Source organism: Binatus sp. (SeqCode) (assembly GCF_049584895.1).
In the GTDB taxonomy this organism is placed as follows: domain Bacteria; phylum Desulfobacterota; class Binatia; order Binatales; family Binataceae; genus Binatus.
In genome coordinates, this window is sequence record NZ_JBAUYR010000147.1 from 126,017 (window position 1) to 143,399 (window position 17,383).

Below are 17,383 nucleotides of genomic sequence, written 5' to 3' on the forward strand. Positions count from 1 at the left end.
TGCCTCAGATCGAATCGATCTGTTGATTTGTCATGCGGACGGCACAGTCGGTTGGACTTCACTGCTTGATCGACGCAACCGGCTCTGCGACTTCGAAGGTCCGGCTTTGCGGAGTCTTGAACCCGCTCGACAATGAATGCCCGATGGCGACCAGTGGCCGCTCGAGCAGATAGTAACTGGCGGCCGCGCAAACGAATACCGCCACGATGTTCAGCGGGAATTCCTGCAACCTTCCGAGGGGAAGCGGACCGCGAATCGTCCCGAGAAATAGCTGTTGCCAGATGTAGAGGCTGTAGGAAATTTTTCCTATCCAGCGCAGCGGCGAGGTCTCGAGAATTCGGCTGAACAACAGTCCGGGATTGAGAACTGTTCCAATCAGGATCAACGGCACCAGGAAACTCTCCAGCCCGGTCTGCAACGGAGGGTTCAGCGCGATCAATGAGATGAGCATAAGCAGCAGCACGCCGATAATGAGACCGGACCAGGGCCGGGAGAAAGACGCGCGGTAAGCAGGAACGCTGGCGATAAGCGCGATCCAGCATCCCCATAGCAAGCCGTCGAAGCGCGTATCAGTTCTCTCGTAAATGAGGTTCGAGAGGACGCCAGGCCAGATTTGTCCGTGGAACCAAACGTAGTCGATCACTCGCCACATCGCGACGGCGATCGCGAACCATGGCGTGAATCGCCTGGCGCGAGTGGCGCCGAGAGCCACCAACGTGGCGGGCCAGATCAGGTAGAAGTGTTCCTCGACCGCGAGCGACCAGAAGTGTCCGGTGTACCATCCGGTTTCCGGCGGCATGATGATGTAGTTGCGGGAAAAGAACAGGCTGCTGAGCCATTCGCGCGGACTCACGACGATAATGCCGGCGATAGCGAGCAGTCCGATGGTCGCGAGGTACGTGAATGCGGGCGGCAGAATCCTGAAGACACGGCGAATGTAGAAGCTGCGCAGACTTATACTGCCGGTTCTCTCATTCTCGTCGAGCATTCGGCCGCAAATGAGTAACCCGCTGATACCAAAGAACAGGTCGACCCCGAAGGTGCCGTGCAGGCTGATTGCGTACCAGGCTGGGTTGGGAAATCGACCACCCGGCTCGAACAAAGCACCGCCGGCATGCTCGAACATCACCAGCAGGATGGCGATCGCGCGCCATCCGTCGAGAGTCGGACGGTAGTCTTTCGAAGGACGGCTCACGTCGACAAAGAGCTGTGCGTAATCGCATCGGGCGGTGTTGAAGGAGTCGTCGCGATCCTGGGCGGTCTCGGCGTTGGGCGATCGTGTTCCGGCAGCAACGATCGACCCAATCGAGGATCAAACGCAGGCCGTGATGATAACGCCTCAATCCGAGCGGCCGCACGTGATAGCTGCACGCGGTCGAAGACCATCACCAGAAGCGCCGAGCGGCCGGCTTTCTCTGAAGTTCCCGAGAGTTGCTCCGGATAAGGGAAAAAGATCTGGCTCGCCGAGCCGCGATATTTGTCGATGAGCGGTCTGATTGCATCATATGAACCTTCCACCCCGACGCTGGCTTCGCCGTTGGTCCACGGACCAATCCAGAGTCCCTTGTCGAGCCGAAGCTCCGAACCCTGACTAAAATAGTATGGCGGCACCGGCGGTCCTACGAGCCAATCGGCGGGGAGTAGTCCCAGGCGATAGGCCACGGGCGGAGTCAGACCGGCCAGCGCGCCGGTACGCTCAAGATACTTGTTGGCAGCGACGACCAGAGTATCGAAACGGGTTGAATCGGCCTGTCGCTCCAAATCAAGCGGGGTCTGACCTTTGTAAGCGGCCAGCAGGAGCGGCGGTATTTTGTAGAGCGACACGCCGCCGACGTCGACCGGCGTGACTCCGAAAGTGGAGAGCAGAGGTCGCCAGGCGTCCTCTTCAGGGTCGCTGACGAGTACCGCGCTCACGTCATGATTGGCCAGGAATGCCTTCAACTGAAGATCAGCGTCTGGAAGATAAACTCCAGCGTAAATCGCATCCACGATTGGCCAACATTCGAACTCAGGAGGAACGATGCCCGTATAGCCGCCCGCCATGCGGAAATACATGTCGGTTTCGGCCTGCCAGAGCAGGCTGTTGCCTCTGAACCCATAGGGCAGGACCACTACAGTTTGGTCGGGAGCCAGATAGTTCTTGTACGTCCCATCCAGAAAGAAAACGGGCGTATCCACGGGAGCGATCCAAAAACCGGCGGAAAGATTCGGCGTGAGAAACAAAACCGCCAGAACCGAGATAGCATACTTCGAAGCTGATTTTGTGGAGCTGGTGGCCAGCCAGATCGAAATTAGTATTGCGAGATCCAAAAAAGAATAGAGCATAAACCGCGCCGGCAAAGCGTTATCGAGGATCGGCAGCCGAGCAAGCAACTTTCCGGGCAGGCCAATGCCAGGCTTCCCTGCCAAATGAAGGAGAGGACCCATTGACAGGACGCAGATGATAACCAGGGAATCGATCAGCAATTTGCCAAGGGGCTCGCGCCAGTGGTAGCGGGCGAAGATGGCCGCGATCAGTACCAGCGGAAGTCCGAGATAACCTCCGGCCTCATAGGCGTTGCCCAGGAACCTGTTGGAGATCGATTCAAATGCGCCAACCCGACCGAGGACGTTCAATCGAGTGGGAATTACGAAGTTGAGGAGATCCCCGGAGAACGCCGACAGCGACCACATCGGCTGATGCGGAAAGCTGAAGGCGAAAAGGTAGTACAGATAGGGACTCAGCAACACGACTGCGATCGCATAGCCGGCCAGAATCGGCGCGATCAGGCGCAAGAGGCGGCTTCGCAGATCTCCCGAGGTAAATGATATGCCGAGCGCGATTGCCATCGCGCCGAACATCGTCATGGTCGCGACGATTTCGATTGTGAGTAGGAACTGCGCCACCAGCACCAACGCCAGCAGCATCGCGAAGCTCGCAGTCCTTATCTCACCGGCGAGTTTACGCACGACAAGATACACGACGAGCGGAACCGGAAACACGAGAAGGTGGGCCAAGTTCCCAAACATCTGGCCGAGCATGTACGACGAGAAGCCGAATATGTAGCCGCCCAGGAGCGAGGGCCAAAAACTCTTTGTCACATACCGGCAGAGGATAAACGCGGTCCAACTCGCCAGGGCCGGGGCGATCAGGCACAGCAGATTGTAACTTACGACTGGCCCAAAGATGCGAGTGAGCGGGATCGAAACCCACGCCGCCAGCGGAATACAGGTTGCCCAAGCGAGGTTGAAACCGGAAGGCGCCCAGATCGCGTGCGTCACAAATACGTTCAGGCGGCGACCGATGGCATGGGACCACCATGCCAGCATCCACATCATGACCGACGGGTCGGTACCGGTGCCTACATGGAAGTTCGAAAGATGACCTGCGAGGGAACGGCCGAAGAACAATACCGACAGCGCCAGATAGATCAGCAGGCTCGCAAGGCTGGCAAGGATGTTACGAGTTTGCGGACTAACATAACTGACGGTAGGCACTAGCTGGGCTTATACTTGGGCGTTTGATGTCGAGCAAGTAGCACCGTCGGAGAGGCCGCGATCGCGCTGATTGGTTTGTCACAGAAATGCGGCGGTACTAGCATCAAGCTTCTGCGAACCATTTCGGACCTACCAGCCAATTCAAGGAGGGTCGCAAGGTGGCTACAGAAAACCCGAACAAGATACTCGCCCCAGGCACCGCAGCGCCGGACTTTTCGCTGCATAGCACGCCCGATCAACTGGTCTCGTTGAGCGACTTTCGCGGCGCTCCGCTGATCGTGGCATTTTATCCGGCCGACTGGAGTCCGGTGTGCGGCGATCAGATGGCGCTTTATAATGAAGTGCTGCCCGAGTTCCACAAGTTCAAGGCTGCGATCGTCGGTATCTCGGTCGATGGATCCTGGTGCCATGCAGCGTTCGCGCGTGATCGCAAGCTGCACTTCCCGCTGCTGTCGGATTTCGAGCCGAAGGGCGGGGTCGCACGCAAGTACGGCGCGTATCGCGATCACGAGGGGGTCAGCGAGCGCGCGCTCTTCGTGATCGATCCGAAGGGGACGATTGCGTGGAGCTACCTGTCGCCGGTCGGCGTCAATCCCGGCGCTGACGGAATTCTCGAGGCGCTCGAAGCGCTCGCCGCGAAAAAGTAGGAGGCGGTTGGATGAGTCCATCTGCGAAGCTCAAGCCGCCCGTCGGCGCGAGGGATCACGTGCAGGGTCCGGCGAAGGCGCCGATCACGCTAGTCGAATATGGTGACTACGAATGTCCCTACTGCGGTGAAGCGTATCCGGTGGTGAAGGCGCTACAGAAGCGCCTCGGCGATCAGGTGCGTTTTGTTTTTCGAAATTTCCCTCTCGGAGAGGCGCATCCGCATGCCGAGCATGCCGCCGAAGCCGCGGAGGCTGCCGGCGCCCAGGGTAAGTTCTGGGAGATGCACGACATGCTTTACGAGAATCAGGATGCGCTCGAAGATGAAGACCTGGTGCGATACGCGCGCGCGCTTCATCTCGACATGCCGCGATTCGTCAAGGAGATGGAATCGGGAGCGTACCTCGAGCGGGTGCGCGAGGATTTCAGCAGCGGAGTGAGGAGCGGAGTGAACGGCACGCCGACTTTTTTCATTAACGGCGTGCGTCACGACGGACCGTTCGATCTTGCTTCGCTGCTGGCGGCGATCGAAGAAGCGGCCTGATCCCTCGCCCGTTACGTTACGGGAGAGGTTAGGTGAGGGTTCTGGGCGCAACCGTAATGTTCGGAGCAACTCGCCTCTGCGAATCCCCTCAGTGAAAGTCGAAGTACCGAGCATCGAGAAAGATTCGGGGTCCCTCGACTTCTCTCCAGATGACACACCAAGCACACCAAAATAGGAGCCGACAGAAAAAGGAAGGCGTCAGAACTACGCGCTTCCGACTTGAACCGCGGAACCCTCACCTACCGGCTGCGATGCGGCCGGCCTCCTTCTCCCGTAAAAGAAACGGGCGAGGTAAATCAAAATCAACTGTTCGGGTCGAGGCCCCACTTTTTCTTGTTTTCGGCGACCTGCTCGGGGGTTGGGTGATCGACCTTTTTGAACGGCATCACCTTGAACTGATCTTTGATCTCCAGCAGCGCGTGGTTTAATGCGATGTCGTCCTTGAGGACCTCGGGAACCGCGGGCTCCTCGAAAATCGCCTGCCATGGGCATTCGGGCTCGCAGGCGCCGCAATCGATGCATTCGTCGGGATCGATGTAGAGCTGGTTGGGGAATTTTTCCTTGTCGGGGCCGATGTATTCGTAGATACAGTCGACCGGACATACGCTGACGCATCCGGTGTCAACGCAGTCGCGGCAAAGGCGGGTTATAGTCCAGGGCATGGTTGGCAGCCTCGCTTAGGATCCAGTCCTTAGATTATCTCGATTTAAACTCGCACTCCCTATTGTCGAGAGTACGCGCATAACCTATATCGGCACAGCGCCTCTGAAAAGGGCAGCGCGGGCGATTTCGCGGGGTCGGGAAAACCCTGTCATCGGGGGCCAGCCGGGCTAGAATATTCGGCGCGAAGAATCGGAAATACAACAGGAAATCGAAGATGGCATCAAAGTCGAAAGCGAAGATGCGCAAGGGCAGCGTCGCCAAGCGCGCGGTGACCGCGAAGGCGGTTGCGGCCAGCAACGCGCCGAATACGGGCAAGCGCGTCGAGTCGGACAGTATGGGCGCGATTGAGGTCGCGAACGATCGCTACTGGGGAGCGCAAACCGAGCGATCGCTGCTGCACTTCGCGATCGGATTCGATCGGATGCCGCGATCGGTGGTGCGCGCATTCGGAATTTTGAAAAAGGCGGCGGCGGAAGTTAATCGCGATCTCGGCAAACTGCCGGCCGACAAGGCTCGGCTGATGACCGCCGCAGCGGACGAAGTGATCGCGGGCAAGCTCGACGATCATTTTCCACTGCGCATCTGGCAGACCGGCAGCGGCACGCAGACCAACATGAACGCCAACGAAGTCATCTCGAATCGCTCGATCGAGATGGCGGGCGGCGTGCTCGGCAGCAAGAAGCCGATTCATCCGAATGACGACGTGAACATGTCGCAGTCGTCGAACGATACGTTTCCGACCGCGATGCATATCGCGGCGGCGGAAGAAGTCACACACGACCTGATCCCGTCGGTGCGAAAGTTGCGCGACGCGCTCGCGCGCAAAGCCAAAGAGTTCGCCGAGATCGTGAAGATCGGACGGACGCATCTAATGGACGCGGTGCCGTTGACGCTCGGGCAGGAATTTTCGGGATACGTCGCGCAGCTCGACTACGACTTGAAGCGAATCGAGGCGGCGCTGCCGGACCTGCTCGAGCTGGCGATTGGCGGCACGGCGGTCGGCACCGGACTGAATACGCATCCTGAATTTGCGGAGCGCGTCGCGAAAAAGATCGCGGAGTACACCGGGCTGCCATTCAAATCGGCGCCAAACAAATTTGCAGCGCTCGCGGCTCATGATGCGATCGTGGCGGCTTCTGGAGCGCTCAAGACGCTGGCGGTCTCGTTGATGAAAATCGCCAACGACATCCGCTGGATGGGATCGGGACCGCGCGCCGGGCTGGGAGAATTAATCCTGCCGGAGAATGAGCCGGGATCGTCGATCATGCCGGGCAAAGTGAACCCGACGCAGAGCGAGGCGATGACGATGGTCTGCATCCAGGTGATCGGCAACGACGTGGCGATCACGACGGCGGGGTCGCAGGGGAATTTCGAGCTTAACGTTTTCAAACCGCTAATCATCCACAATTTTTTGCACTCGACGATGCTGCTGGCGCATTCGTGCGCGTCGTTCAGCAAGTATTGCGTCGAAGGGATCCAGCCGAATCGCGAACAGATCGAGCGCAACGTGAAAAGTTCCTTGATGCTGGTGACCGCGTTGAGCGAACCGATCGGCTACGACAACGCGGCCAAGGTCGCGAAAAAGGCTCACAAAGAAAACATCTCGCTGCGCGAGGCAGCGATCGCGCTGAAGCTGCTCTCGGGAGAGGAGTTCGACCGGCTGGTGCGGCCAGAGAAAATGCTGGCACCGGAAGGCTGAGGCGGGATGCGGCCGGGGATCGTTCTTTTTGCGATCGCGATCTTTTTTATCGCAGGCGCGGCGCTTTCATCGGCGACGGCGGGCGTGGCGCAAACTCCGGGTGGCATCGCGACCGATCCGATCCTGCAGCCGCCACCGTACAACGGCCAACCGCTCGAGGTCACCATCGGCCTGCACATCGTAAATGTCGCTGCGATCGACGAAGTCAGTGAACAGTTCCAACTCGACGCGTATATGTTCGAGCGATGGAAGGACCCACGACTCGCATTTAGTCCGGAGGGGCCGCAGGACCAGGTGCGTAACTACGCGTTCGGGCAGATCTGGATACCTCAACTCGAGATGATCAACGCCTCGACGCCGCGCCAGCGTGACGAAATCTCGATCATGGTGAGCCCGGACGGCACGGTGAGATACGCGGAACGCCTGCTGGTAACGCTCTCGTCAAGTTTCGAGCTGAGGCGTTTCCCGTTCGATGAGCAGCGGTTGATGGTGATCATTCATCCATTCCTGGTGGACGGCCCGCATATCAAGTTCAAACTCAACAATACCTCGACGTGGACCGCCAGCGAATTCAGGAGTTACTCGTCGCTCGCGCAGTGGCACCTGATCTCGATGACTTCGCAGTTGCTGGTCGCGCCGACGTACGGCGGACTGACGATGCCGGAAGCCAGATTCGAGATCGACGTCAAGCGACGATCGAGCTTCTATATCTGGAAAGTGTTCCTGCCGCTGCTGCTGATGGTGTTCCTGTCGTGGGCGGTTTTCTGGATCGAGGCGAGCGATTTGTCGAATCAGATCACAGTCGCGGTCACCACGATTCTGACTGTAATCGCGTTCGCGTTTGCGATCTCCGCGACGATGCCACGCCTGCCGTACCTGACGTACATCGATGCGTTCTTCCTCGAATGCTACATCTACGTTTTCCTGGCGGTGGTGGAGTTGATGACGGTCCACGTGACCCATCGATCGGAAGTGCGCCGCGACTTGGGGCTACGGATACGCAAGTACTCGCGCTTTGTCATCCCGGGAGCGTTCGTGGTGACGAACATCATAATCGCAGTGCATTTCCTGGGACGGTGAAGAAACCGCTAGCGGCGTTTGGCGCCTTGCAGAATGTCGAAGGGGGCGCGGCTCTTCTCGCGCTTCAACAGCACGTAAGTAGCGCCCGCGCCGCCGTCCGCCGGCCGCGCGCTGGTGAATGCGAGCACGTGACCGCCGATTGCGCCATGCGAGAGCCATCCTGCGGAGGCGTGCTTGAGGACAGAGTGCCCGTTGGGAGAGCGCAGCCCGCGTCCATGCACGACGAGCACCGCGCGCAGCCCTTTGCGCACAGACTTGATGATGAATTCCTTCAGCGCTTCTTTGGCGGCGCTCTGGATCATCCCGTGCATATCAAAATGATCCTGCATCGCGAACGCGCCGCGGCGAAGCTGTGACACCAGGCGCGGGTCGAGACCGACGCGGTAACCCTCGACGTATTCGTCGGACTCGGTGATGTCGAACGGTGCCTGTCCCGATACCAGGTCGGACAGCAGAGCGATTACCTCGGCATCTTCATCGACGATCGTGTGAGTCGTCGGCGGGTCGAGCGGTATTCGTGAGCGAGCGGTCCCGTTGCGATGCAGCGGGCGCACTCCCTCGATTGCTTGCCGAAAAAAGGATTCCTCGTCGAGTGGCTGCGCAACCGGCGGCGCTGCTTTTTCAACGACTGGCGCCGCCTTGGCCGGAACCTTGGGCTTGAGTATCGGCTGCGACTGAGGCAGGACGCGCTCGCGATCGGCAAGCATCTTTTTCAGATCTTTAAATGGCGACGAGAAAACCCGCGCGGGAGCGGGAGTCGCCTTTCCTTCGCCCTCTCGTTCTTCGGCGAGGCGATCATGCTTTCGCTTTTTTGCCATCGGAAGAGGCCCGCAGGATCCGGAGCAACGCCTGCTCGACAGACTATGCCGAGGAGGCAACGCGGTTCAAACCGCGAACGTATCTTTGGTGGCACAGGCTTTAGCCTGTGATTAGTGGTCCATGCAAAATCCAGGAAAGAATCACAGGCTGAAGCCTGTGCCACGTGCAAGGGAGCGGAACTAAAGTCGCCACCCAAAATGGTGCGCGTCCAGCGCGCATCAACTACACTTGCCAGCGTGTCGCGAACCCGCTTCGAAGCTGGCTGACGTGAGGGTCCTCATATGCGCCGTGTGATCGTAGTTGCCGCCGCAATTGTCGGAGCAGTCGTGATTTTCGCCGGCGCGATCATCTTCTATGCCGCCACCAACCTCAACTCGATAATCGCCGAGCGCCGCCAGTCCATCCTCGACAAAGTCAGCACCGCACTCGGACGCCAGATTCACGCCGACGACATCAAGGTGAGTCTCGGTTGGGGAATCATGGCCGATGTTACCGGAGTGCAGGTGGCTGACGATCCCGATATCTCGACCAAGCCGTTCATCGAAGCGAGCAACGTCTACACCCGGCTGCAACTGCTGCCGCTGCTGGCGCGCCGAATCGAAGTGACTGAAGTCGTGCTCGACAAGCCTGTGATCAGAATCGTCCAGACGCGCGACGGTACGTTCAACGTGTCGACGCTCGGCAGGAAGAAGGTTCACGCCGAGGAGGAATCGAGCGGCGAAGGCGAGGGCGGAAAAGGCGGCGGCGATAACGAAGAGTCGCCGATGGCGGAAGCGGGCCGCGCGCCGGCCGCGTTGGGTTCGTTGCTGGTGCAGAATTTCTCGATCAACGGCGGCACGTTGATTTTTCAGACCGAGGGCGCGCCGGAGAGCTCGACCGTCAACGCCATCGACCTGAAGGTTCGCGATTTCGGCTTCAATGCGCCGTTCACCGTCGCAGTCACTTTCGCGGCGCTCAGCGATCAACAGAACTTCGATCTTTCGGCGACGATCGGCCCGCTGATCAACAACGCCGTTATCGACGTCGACGCGATTCCGCTGTCCGGCAAGGCCAAGGTCGGTCCGATTCTGCTGACGCAGCTCGAGACGATCCCGATGGTTGCGAAGGCGATACCGCCGAAGCTTTCTGTTTCCGGCCCCGTCACCTTCGAGGCCACGGCTGACGGCAATATTCAGTCGATCAAATTCAACATATCGAGCGATTTGAGCGCGCCTGCAATCGCTTTCGACGACAGCTTCAACAAGCCCGCCGATACGCCGTTGAAAATTTCGGCCGAGGGAACGCGGACATATGATGTAGTCGGACTGACGGTCGCCAACGTGACGCTCGGCGACCTCGAGGCGAAAGCGACGGATATCAAAATCGGCGGCGGCACGAGCGAGGCGCACGTCGATACCAACAACTTCGATCTTGCGGCGATCGCGAATATGATTCCGGCGCTGGGCAAATACAACCTGACAGGCAAGACCGAGATTCACACCGCCGCGACCCTTGTGAATGGCAAAGCGTCGGCGGACGGCACCGTCGCGCTGGCCGGAGTCGGATTGTCGATACCCGATCAAAAGGCGCCGCCGCTGAGCAATGTCAGCGGCAACATCAAGCTCACGGGGACCAGCGCGGACGTCGGGCCGCTGACGTTCAACCTTGGCGCGCAGCAGGCGACGTTGAAATCGCATATCGATCAGTTTCAGCCGCTGGTCATGAGCTACGAACTGAATGCCGCCGCGGTTCGCCTGGCGGACCTCGCGCCGTCGCGCCCGCCCGACGAGGTGATCAACCAGCTTTTCGCCAAGGGCGCGGTGTCGATTGGATCGATGACCGGCCCGACCGTCGATTCTGAAATTACGTCGCCGTCGGGCAACCTCGCGAATGTTCCGTATCAGAATTTGCGGCTGTCGCTGTCGCTCGCGGACAAGCTTGCGCGAGTGACTACGCTCAGAGTGAAGGCGTTCTCAGGCGACATCGTCGCGACCGGGAACACGCGGCTCGAGGCGTCGGCGCCGATGGAGGCGTCGATCAGTTTCACCAATCTCGACCTTCAGCAGGCGCTCGACTCGCAAAAATCCAAGGCAGCCGGGACCGTTCGCGGAACGCTCGGCGGGAAAATCAAAGTCAGCGGAAAGACCGGCACCTTCGACGAGATGAAACCGACGTTTAAGGGCAACGGCAATCTCACGCTGACCAACGGCAAGCTGGTCGGCGTCAACATTGGAGGCCAGGCGCTCAAGAAGGTGCAGCATCTGCCCGCGATCGGCAACCTGGTTCCGGATGCGGTCGTCAAGAATCATCCCGAACTCTTCAGCAACCCCGACACTGATATCCAGCTTGCGAGCCTCACGTTCGTGCTCGACGGTCCGCGAATCACGTCGCACGATGTCAAGGCGCAGACGGTGGACTACAATCTGCTCGGCGACGGATGGTTCGACATGGACAAGAACATCGACCTCGCGGCGGAAATCGTGCTCTCGCCGCAATTCAGCAAGGAACTGGTCGAGCAGAAGAAAGAAGTCGCGTTCATCGCGAACAAGGACGGGCAAATCGACATCCCGCTGCAAGTCGTCGGGCAATTGCCCAAGCCGCAGGTCCTGCCCAACGTGACGGAACTGGCGCAGCTGGCGACAAACAACGCGGCCCAATCCCAGGGTCAGAAGTATCTTGGGAAAATTTTCGGCAAGAAGGGCATCCCAAAAGGATTGAGCAAATTTCTCGGAGGCGACTCGAGTGGAACTGACGGCTCGGGCAACGGATCAGGCAACAGCAACGGCGGAGGCAACTCCAATCCGCCACCGAATCCGCTGGATCAGCTGAAGAAGTTGTTCTAGCACACTCGCTACAGATTCATCTGGACAATGGTGGCGCCGGCGCCGCCGTGGTGCGGTTCGGCGCCGCGGAATGATGCGCAATAGGGCGACGTGCCCAGGTATTCTGCGACGGCTTTGCGCAGCGCGCCGGAGCCGATGCCGTGGACGATTCGCACTTCGGCGCGATTGGTCAGGAAGGCGGTGTCGAGAAAGTCCTCGAGCGCGCGCAGCGCGTCCGTCGTGCGCATCCCGATCAGGTTCAACTCGGTGCCCTCGCCGCCCTCGACGCTGAAGGTGACGGTCGCGGCTTTTGTCGGAGCGGGGCGCAGGTCGGGCGCGCTTGCGGCTGACCGCCGCAGCCGTTCAGGCGCGACCTCGATCCTCAGGCCACCGCGACTGATGACGGCGCGTCCCGCTTCGAGCACGATCAACTCGCCGCGGATGTCGCCGACCTCGACGCTGTCGCCGACTTTCAGCGGTGCGTCGGACTCCGATGCGGCGTCAGCCGGCGCGAGGCTCTCGAGCTTCGACGACGCTGTCGTGATGAACCCCTTCAAATCGGTGCGCGATTTCGCTCGCGTCTTTAGTTCGTCCATGAGCGCGGCGCCGTCACGTCTTAATTCTTCGATCAGGTCCGCGACTTCGGCGCGCAGCCGCTTGCGTTCCAGCTCGGCGCGCTCGCGCGTTCTTTCAGCCTTCTGCAGGACGTCTTGCTCGATCTGAGCCAGGTTGAGTTCGCGCTCGCGCAACTTTTCTAGTTGCGCATTCAGCTTCGCGCGCTCGGCGTCCAGCCTTTTTAGAGAGTCGGTCAGCTCGATAGTGCCGGTGCCCATCGATTGTTCCGCAGCGCGAATTATTTCCTCAGGCAGACCGAGCCGGCGCGCGACGGCGAGTCCGTAACTCTGGCCAATCGTATGCGGCTTCAACCGATACAGCGGCGCGAGATGCTCGGCGTCGAAATCCACCGCGGCGGCCTCGAAGCCGGCCTGCGAGTATGCGTGCAGCTTCACCGCGGTCGAATGCGTCGCGATCGCGAGCATGCAGCGGCGCGTTCCGAGATGGTTCATCAGGCCGATCGCGAGCGCGGCGCCTTCGGCGGGATCGGTGCCGGCGCCCGGCTCGTCGAGAATCACCAGCGCCGGTTCGTCCAGCGACCTGATGATCTCCGACAGATTTGCGATGTGCCCCGAGAAGCTCGACAGGTTGGATTCGATCGACTGCTCGTCGCCGATGTCGGCGAACACGCTGCGAAACACCGTCGCCTTGCTGCCGGGGAGCGCCGGAATCAGCATCCCCGCCTGCGCCATCAGTGACAGCAGTCCGACCGTTTTGAGCGCGACAGTTTTTCCACCGGTGTTAGGACCCGAGATGACGATGCCCCGCTGCCCGGCGCCGATCTTCACGTCGATCGGAATCACGTCGCGACCGCTGGTCAGCAGCAGCGGATGCCGCGCGCCGATAAAATCGATTCCATCGTCGACGATCTGCGGCTCGACGCATCTAAATCGCTCGGCGAAAAGCGCGCGCGCGTTGAGCGCGTCGAGCGCGACCATCGCGTCGAACGTGAGCTGGAGTTCCGGCGCGTAGCCACCAACCATCGCCGTAAGCTGCGCGAGGATTCGCGTTTCTTCCGCCTCCGCTTCGCGCTCGAGCATCATCAGCCGGTTGTTCAGCTCGACCGCCCACATCGGCTCGACGAACAGCGTCTCCCCGGAAACGCTGCGGTCCTGCACGATTCCCTCGAACCGTTCCGAGTAATTGAGCTTCATCGGCAGCACGAAGCGTCGATTGCGTATCGTCACGATATAGTCGGAGACGAACGACTCCATGCCCGAGGCGTTGAGCGAACGGAGCAGGCGCGTCTCGAGTTCATTGCGCTCATCACGCAGCCTGCTGCGCAGACGCTTCAGCTCGGGACTCGCGTCGTCGAGGATTGTGCCGTCGTCGGCCAGCGCACTGAGCATCGCGTCGGCGAGCTCCTTCGGCGCGAGCAGGTTCTGCACCAACGCCGCGACACGCTGGAAGCGCTCGACGCGCGATCGCAGGAATCCGCTGACATGGCGCGATCCCACGATAAAATCGCGCACCTTCACCAGCGCTTCGCCGCCGAGAATAGCACCTGCGCGCGCGGCAGCGAGCAGATAGGGCCGCTGATCGGCGAACTCGCTTATCGGGATTGAGCCGGCGTGCGATCTGAGCTCGACCATTTCGGCGGTCGCGGTCAGGCGGCGTTGCACTTCGACTGGATCGATCGACGGGCGCAACTCGGCGGTGGCCTCGCGCCCGGGCTCGGAGGCGCACAGCTCCATGACGAGGTGAATCACCTTGTCGTATTCGAGTGCTTTCAGATCGCGTTCGCGCATCGCTAATATCCAGCCAGCTTTCTAAAATTTAGCCCAACTTCGGGTCGCAGGCATCCTCGATTCTTAAACGGACCTCAAGGAAAAATGAAATGGATCGAATTGAATCGCGGCTGAACACCAACTCCGACGAGTTCCGCCGCAACCGCGAGGCGATGGAATCGCTGGTCAAACGCCTGCGCGACGAAATCGAGCGGGTTCGCCAGGGTGGTTCCTCCTCCGCGCGCGAGCGCCACGTCGAACGCGGCAAGTTACTCGCACGCGACCGCGTCAAAAAGCTTCTAGACCCCGGCAGTCCGTTCCTCGAACTTTCGCCACTGGCCGCGTTCAACATGTACGACGGCGACTCGCCGTCTGCGAGCATCATCACCGGCGTCGGCAGAATTCATGGCCGTGAAGCAGTGATCGTCGCCAACGACGCGACCGTAAAAGGCGGCACGTATTTTCCGATGACGGTGAAGAAGCATCTGCGCGCGCAGCAAATCGCGATTGAAAATATGCTGCCGTGCGTTTACCTGGTCGATTCGGGCGGCGCGTTCCTGCCGATGCAGTCCGAGATTTTTCCCGATGAGCATCACTTCGGGCGCATCTTCTACAACCAGGCGCGGATGTCCGCGAAAGGCATCGCGCAGGTCGCGGTGGTGATGGGCAGTTGCACGGCGGGCGGCGCGTACGTGCCTGCGATGTGCGACGAAAACATTATAGTTCGCGAGGAGGGAACGATCTTCCTCGCGGGGCCGCCGCTCGTCCGCGCCGCAACCGGCGAGGAGGTTACTGCCGAGGAACTTGGCGGGGGCGACGTGCATACGCGACTGTCGGGCGTGAGCGATCACTTGGCCGACGACGACGATCATGCTCTGCAAATTGCGCGCGCGATCTTCGAGAATCTCGGCCCTCGCACGCACACGTCGATCGAGCAGGACGCGCCCGAGGATCCGTATTACGATCCCGCCGAACTCTACGGCATCATCCCGGTCGACACGCGCAAGCCGTACGACGTGCGCGAGGTGATCGCGCGCCTGGTTGATGGGAGCAGGATGCACGAGTTCAAGGCGCGCTACGCGACCACGCTCGTCACCGGATTCTCGCGAATCTACGGCTACCCCGTCGGCATCATCGCCAACAACGGCGTGCTGTTCAGCGAGTCTGCCCTGAAGGCCACCCACTTCATCGAGCTGTGCTGCGCGCGGCGCATCCCGCTGCTCTTCCTGCAAAACATCACGGGCTTCATCGTCGGCAAGCGTTACGAGCAGGGCGGCATCGCAAAGGACGGCGCCAAGATGGTCAACGCTGTCGCCAACGCGCAGGTGCCGAAATTCACGGTGATCATCGGCGCATCGAACGGCGCGGGAAATTATGGCATGTGCGGACGCGCATACTCGCCGCGATTGCTCTTCATGTGGCCGAACGCGCGCATCTCGGTGATGGGCGGAGAACAGGCCGCGAACACCCTGCTCACGGTGAAGCTCGATCAGTTGAAACGCGAAGGGGCGACGATGACTGACGCGGAGCGACAGGAATTTCTGCGCCCGACACTCGAGACCTACGAACTCGAGTCGAGCGTCTATTATTCGAGCGCGCGGCTGTGGGATGACGGCGTGCTTGATCCGGTCGAGACGCGCGCAGCGTTGGCGCTAGGCATCGCGGCCTCGATGAACGCGCCGATCCCGGAGCACGCTAACTTCGGTGTCTTCAGGATGTGATCTTTTTAGAAGTGATCTTTAAGTTCGCGGGCTTTGGCGAAAATCGCGATTGGATCGTCGTTCACCGACGGATCGCGCTTCTTCAGATTCGCGCGCAGCTCCGGGCTGTCGGCGCGCAGGAAGGGATTGGTCTTCTTCTCGTCGCCGATCGTCGATGGCACCGTGAACTTGTGCTCCGCGCGGGTCTTCACGCTCCAATCGTGCTTCTTTTTCAGCGCCTCGTTGCCCGGTTCCAGCGTCAGTGCGAAGCGCAGATTTTTCTCGGTGTACTCGTGCCCGCAATAAACCTGGGTCGAGTCGGGCAGCGCCGCGAGCTTCTTCAGCGACGAGACCATCGTCGCCGCGTTGCCCTCGAACACGCGGCCGCATCCGCCGACGAACATCGTATCGCCGGTGAACACTGCGCTGAGTGTCGGGAAATAGTAGGCGACGTGGCCGTTGGTATGCGCCGGGATTCCGATCACGCGGCCTTCGAGCGCGCCGATTCGAACTTTGTCGCCGTCGGCGACCGGATTCGTCAGCGCGGGAATCTTACCGCCCTCCGCGCTCGCGCCGTAAATCCTGATTCCCGGCACCTTCGACGCGATGTCGTTGTTGCCGCCCGAATGATCGCCGTGCCAGTGCGTGGTCAGGACCTCGACGATCTTCGCGCCGTGCGATTTCGCCGCCGCGATAACCTTGTCGGCCTCGGCGCAGTCGACCACCGCGCATTCCTTGCTGCCGTCGTCGATCACCAGGTATGCGTAGTTGTCCGATAGCTGGGGGACGATAACTATAGCCATCGCAATACTCCTTGCAGCTATATGCCGACGATATTGTAGCCCACATCCACGTATACAGTCTGGCCGGTGACGCCGCTCGAAAAATCGCTCAGCACAGCGGCCGCCATCTTGCCGACCTCTTCGATCTTCATCCCACGCCGGAGCGGTGAGCGCGCCTCGACCTCATGCTGCATCGAATGGAAGTCGCGAATCGCCGACGATGACAGCGTGCGCGCCGGCCCTGCGCTGAGCGCGTTGACGCGAATATTCTTTGCTCCGAGGTCTACCGAAAGGTAGCGCACGCAGGCTTCCAGAGCCGCCTTGGCCACACCCATCATGTTGTAGTTGGGAACCGCGCGCACCGCGCCTAGATAGCTGAGCGTCAGGATCGATCCGCCACCGCGCGCTTCCATCAGCGGTTCCGCGGCACGCGCGAGCGCGACCAGAGAATAGGCGCTGATCTCGAGCGACTTCTTGAAGCTCTCGCGGCTCACCGTGAGGAATCGATCGCGCAGATTTTCACGCTCTGCAAATGCGACCGCGTGTACCAGCAGGTCGAGCCCGTCCCATTTTTTCTTGAGCGCTGCGAACACCGACGCGATCTGCGTGTCGTCATTGACGTCCAGCTCGCCGATCACGTCCGCTTCGATTTGCGCCGCCAGCGGACGCACGCGCTTTTCGAGAATCTCGCCCTGGTACGTCATCGCGATCTCGGCGCCTTCCGCCGCCAGCGTCTGCGCGATCGACCACGCCAGGCTTTTGTCGTTCGCGACGCCGACGACCAACGCTCGCTTGCCTTCTACTATGCCCATGAGGAGTTCCTTGTCTGCG

General features: G+C 60.3%; 13 protein-coding genes. 6 read left to right on the top strand and 7 right to left on the bottom strand.

The features are described 5' to 3' along the window. Positions 1 to 58: 58 nt before the first annotated feature. Complete coding sequence (locus WB650_RS24730; RefSeq protein ID WP_422303712.1) at positions 59 to 1,195, bottom strand: acyltransferase family protein; 1,137 nt, start codon at positions 1,193 to 1,195, stop codon at positions 59 to 61. Continuing rightward, the gene (locus WB650_RS24735; protein WP_422303713.1) at positions 1,192 to 3,477 is read right to left on the bottom strand and encodes a hypothetical protein; all 2,286 of its coding nucleotides are present in this window, start codon (positions 3,475 to 3,477) and stop codon (positions 1,192 to 1,194) included. The genes WB650_RS24730 and WB650_RS24735 overlap by 4 nt, the downstream gene beginning before the upstream one ends. A 158-nt stretch (positions 3,478 to 3,635) precedes the next feature. Here WB650_RS24735 and WB650_RS24740 point away from each other — a divergent pair, with 158 nt between their 5' ends. After that, positions 3,636 to 4,124 carry a redoxin domain-containing protein gene (locus WB650_RS24740; protein WP_423962423.1) on the top strand — a complete coding sequence of 163 codons (489 nt, stop codon included), beginning with the start codon at positions 3,636 to 3,638 and terminating at the stop codon, positions 4,122 to 4,124. Positions 4,125 to 4,135: 11 nt separating this feature from the next. Continuing rightward, complete coding sequence (locus WB650_RS24745) at positions 4,136 to 4,666, top strand: DsbA family protein (RefSeq protein ID WP_422303458.1); 531 nt, start codon at positions 4,136 to 4,138, stop codon at positions 4,664 to 4,666. 302 nt (positions 4,667 to 4,968) lie between these two features. Here WB650_RS24745 and WB650_RS24750 read toward each other — a convergent pair whose 3' ends face one another. Beyond that, a complete protein-coding gene (locus WB650_RS24750; RefSeq protein ID WP_422303457.1) occupies positions 4,969 to 5,328 on the bottom strand; it encodes a 4Fe-4S dicluster domain-containing protein in 360 nt (119 codons plus the stop codon). 215 nt (positions 5,329 to 5,543) lie between these two features. On the opposite strand from WB650_RS24750, the gene fumC reads away from it, so the two are divergent. Both fumC and WB650_RS24760 read left to right on the top strand, forming a co-directional pair. Then, positions 5,544 to 7,028: a class II fumarate hydratase gene (gene fumC, locus WB650_RS24755; RefSeq protein ID WP_423962425.1), complete on the top strand. Its 1,485-nt coding sequence runs from the start codon at positions 5,544 to 5,546 to the stop codon at positions 7,026 to 7,028. 6 nt (positions 7,029 to 7,034) lie between these two features. After that, a complete protein-coding gene (locus WB650_RS24760; protein ID WP_422301726.1) occupies positions 7,035 to 8,108 on the top strand; it encodes a hypothetical protein in 1,074 nt (357 codons plus the stop codon). An 8-nt stretch (positions 8,109 to 8,116) separates the two neighbouring features. On the opposite strand, the gene WB650_RS24765 is transcribed toward WB650_RS24760, so the two are convergent. Beyond that, on the bottom strand, positions 8,117 to 8,926 hold the full coding sequence (locus tag WB650_RS24765; RefSeq protein ID WP_422301728.1) for a Smr/MutS family protein: 810 nt from the start codon (positions 8,924 to 8,926) through the stop codon (positions 8,117 to 8,119). A gap of 282 nt (positions 8,927 to 9,208) precedes the next feature. Between WB650_RS24765 and WB650_RS24770 the strand changes: the two genes are divergently transcribed. Beyond that, a complete protein-coding gene (locus WB650_RS24770; RefSeq protein WP_422301730.1) occupies positions 9,209 to 11,749 on the top strand; it encodes an AsmA family protein in 2,541 nt (846 codons plus the stop codon). Between the two features lie 8 nt (positions 11,750 to 11,757). On the opposite strand, the gene WB650_RS24775 is transcribed toward WB650_RS24770, so the two are convergent. Continuing rightward, on the bottom strand, positions 11,758 to 14,091 hold the full coding sequence (locus WB650_RS24775; RefSeq protein WP_423962426.1) for an endonuclease MutS2: 2,334 nt from the start codon (positions 14,089 to 14,091) through the stop codon (positions 11,758 to 11,760). An 89-nt stretch (positions 14,092 to 14,180) separates the two neighbouring features. Here WB650_RS24775 and WB650_RS24780 point away from each other — a divergent pair, with 89 nt between their 5' ends. Beyond that, entirely contained in the window at positions 14,181 to 15,791 is a 1,611-nt protein-coding gene (locus tag WB650_RS24780) for a carboxyl transferase domain-containing protein (RefSeq protein WP_423962428.1), read from the top strand. A gap of 5 nt (positions 15,792 to 15,796) precedes the next feature. Here WB650_RS24780 and gloB read toward each other — a convergent pair whose 3' ends face one another. Both gloB and WB650_RS24790 read right to left on the bottom strand, forming a co-directional pair. Continuing rightward, positions 15,797 to 16,573, bottom strand: a complete 777-nt coding sequence (gloB, locus tag WB650_RS24785) for a hydroxyacylglutathione hydrolase (RefSeq protein WP_422307183.1) — start codon at positions 16,571 to 16,573, stop codon at positions 15,797 to 15,799. 17 nt (positions 16,574 to 16,590) lie between these two features. Further along, positions 16,591 to 17,364 (bottom strand): enoyl-ACP reductase FabI, encoded by a 774-nt coding sequence (locus tag WB650_RS24790; RefSeq protein WP_422307185.1) that lies wholly within the window; start codon positions 17,362 to 17,364, stop codon positions 16,591 to 16,593. Positions 17,365 to 17,383: the final 19 nt, after the last annotated feature.